The following is a 2610-nucleotide window of genomic DNA, read 5'->3' on the forward strand; positions in this document are numbered from 1 at the left end:
AGGGGTTCGAGGGCGCGGGCGAGCGCGTCGGGCAGGTCGAGGCCGGCCAGCACGGCGGCGGTGAGGCGTCGGGTGTCGAGGCGCAGGTCGGGGCCGGCGGCGCGGGTGCTGGCGCGTAGGGTGTCGATGTGGCGGAGGTAGGTCCAGGGCGCCAGGGTGAACGCGGTGGTGCCTGCCGTGACGCCCAGCGGGCGGTGAAAGCCCTCGAAATCGAGCAGGCAGGGCGTGCCGGAGAGGTCCAGCGCCAGCCTGCTCATGGCCTTACTCCTCGCGCACGCGGGTGGCGCTGAAGGTGTAGGCGGTCACCACCGTGCCACCGGCGCCGAGGCTGAAGGCCTTGTCTTCGATGTAGCAGTCGTCGAAGGACAGGGTGCGCTTGGGCGAGTCGGCGGCGTCGTCCTTCTTGAGGTTGGCGACGAGCTGGAACTTGGCCTGCTTGTCCAGGTGGCCGTCGAGCTTGAAGTTGGCCGAGCGCACGGTGAGCTCGCCCTGCACGGTGCGCAGGCCGAAGCTCACGGCGACCCGTTCGTCGCTGCCCACGGCGCGGATGTCCTCGCGCTCGGTGACGACCCGGAAGGCCAGCGATTGCAGCCCTTCGATGGCTTCGCCATCGACCAGCACGCTGGAGCGGTTGGCGGAAAAGACGGTCGGCATGGCGGGTTCTCCGGTGAGTCAGGGGTTGGAGGAGGCGGTCGGCCGGGGCTTACACCTGGACCAGCACCGTGGCGTAGATGTAGTCGATGGCGCGCACCGGGCGCACCGCCAGATCGACCCGCACGATGCCCTGGGCGAAATCCTGCTGGCTGGAATACACGCTCACCTTGAAGGCCGGGTCGGTGCCGTCGGTGGAGGGCACGATGGCGCCTTCCTTCTGCATCTGGACGAGGAACTCCACCAGCTTCTGCTTGAGGGCGCCGCGCCCTTCCTCGTTGTTGAGCCGGCCGATGAAGAGCTCGCCGATGGTCTTGACGCCGCGTACCGCGTGGTCGGCCACCCGGCGCACGCTGATCTGGTCGTTGTCGGTGGTGAGCCCGCGCACCACGATCACCCCACGGCCGCGCTGGGCGACGATGGGCACGACGTTCTTGCGCAGCAGTTCCTGCTGGGATTCGACGCCCAGTGCCGGCGAGGGCTCGCCGAGGCCGGACAGGCGCTTGAAGGTGGGCGACTGGAAGTAGTCGAGGCTGCCGGTCATGCCGGCCACCGCGCCCACCACGCCGGCCGGGGCGACGAGCACGAAACGATCGGACACCAGCGTGCCAGTGAGCTTGTCGGCGGCCGTGGCGATTTCCCTGGCGCTGGCGCCGGGCACCTCGCCGAAGCCGATGCGGCCCTGGCTGAGGGCGCTCATGCGGTCGCAGTGGCTGATCACGTCGGCGTAGATGCGGCCGACGCGGGTGGTGTCGGTGGTGTCCTGCACCGAGACCAGCACCATGTCCACGTCGGATTCGTTTTCGAGCAGGGCCACGGCGGCGCGATAGGCGTCCGGCTCGGCATCCACGGCGCCGGCGAGCGCATAGGCGGCGCCGCCGGCAGCGGTGGTGTCGGGGCTGTCCTTGGGTTGCTTGAGTTTGTCGCGGGCTTCGTCGATGCGCACCAGCTGCGATTGCGCGGCCAGCACGTCGCGGGCGTTGCGGATCTGGTCGCCGGTATCGACCGACAGGTTGCGGTGCACTTCGGTGTAGGCCGTGCCCTTGTAGCGCAGGGTGAGGTCGAACACCGCGCGGGTTTCGTCGGCGCCTTCGGCGGTCTTCTTGCCGGTGGGCACCTGGCGGGTGGCGATGCTGGCGGTGATGGCGTTACCCCACGGCCCCGGCGCCTTCGCGGACAGCGTGAAGGCCGCGCCGCTGCCGGTGGCCGGCGGGATCTTGATGCTCGCCCGGCTTTCGCAGGCCACCGGGCACACCACCAGCTCGAACACGCCGTTGGCCAGCGCCTGGGCCGCTTCGGGCAGGCTGAAGGTGCTGGCGCCGCCGTAGGCGGTGAGGAAGCTGCGCCAGCTGGCGGCACGCCCCACGCCTTCGGCAGCGTTCTCGACGATGCCCACCAGGCCCAGCACGCCCGACGGGGCCAGCTGGGGTGCCAGGACTTCCTTGACGACGGTGACTTCGACGCCGGGGATGATGAGGGTCATGGGGGCCTCCCGATCACGCTTTGAACGATGGCGATGGGCCGCTTCGCGGATGCGAAGGGTTTATGACGCAGGGTTCGTGCTTCGTCATGGAAACGCGGTCTGCCTAATCAGACTAGATCGCGGCGTGCCGATGTCAAGGCCGTGTTGGCGCTTGCCTGCAAGAGGGTGTGTCGGCGCCCTCTGGTGGATTGAGGCGGACGAGGCTGCAGGCGTGGTCTGCCCAGGCGTCGGCGGCGGTGCTGGAGATGAGCACGCCCTGGCCCCAGCCGGCGGTGGCGAGCCGGGCGCTGTCCGGTGCCCACGCCAGGGCCAGCCCTGGCCCGGCGTGGCGCAGGAGCGGCGCGTGGAGGGGCTGGCCGCTACTCATGTCCCACAGGAAGACTCGGCCGTCCTTGTCGGTGCTGGCGAGGGCTTGCCCGTCGGGGGAGAGGGCCAGGTCGAGCAGCGGGCTGCCTTCGCGGCCCAGCGGCCGGGCC

General features: G+C 70.2%; 4 protein-coding genes. All 4 read right to left on the bottom strand.

All coding sequences use genetic code 11. The features are described 5' to 3' along the window. Positions 1-257: hypothetical protein (locus QQK25_RS22615; RefSeq protein ID WP_284189989.1), on the bottom strand; the 257-nt coding region annotated here is incomplete at its 3' end. A gap of 4 nt (positions 258-261) precedes the next feature. Continuing rightward, positions 262-654: a hypothetical protein gene (locus tag QQK25_RS22620; protein ID WP_284189990.1), complete on the bottom strand. Its 393-nt coding sequence runs from the start codon at positions 652-654 to the stop codon at positions 262-264. A gap of 49 nt (positions 655-703) precedes the next feature. Then, a complete protein-coding gene (locus QQK25_RS22625) occupies positions 704-2134 on the bottom strand; it encodes a phage tail sheath subtilisin-like domain-containing protein (protein ID WP_284189991.1) in 1431 nt (476 codons plus the stop codon). A gap of 133 nt (positions 2135-2267) precedes the next feature. Next, a partial coding sequence (locus QQK25_RS22630) for a WD40 repeat domain-containing protein (protein ID WP_284189992.1) occupies positions 2268-2610 on the bottom strand: 343 nt, incomplete at its 5' end.

It is taken from the genome of Zoogloea oryzae, assembly GCF_030161255.1.
GTDB lineage: Bacteria > Pseudomonadota > Gammaproteobacteria > Burkholderiales > Rhodocyclaceae > Zoogloea > Zoogloea oryzae.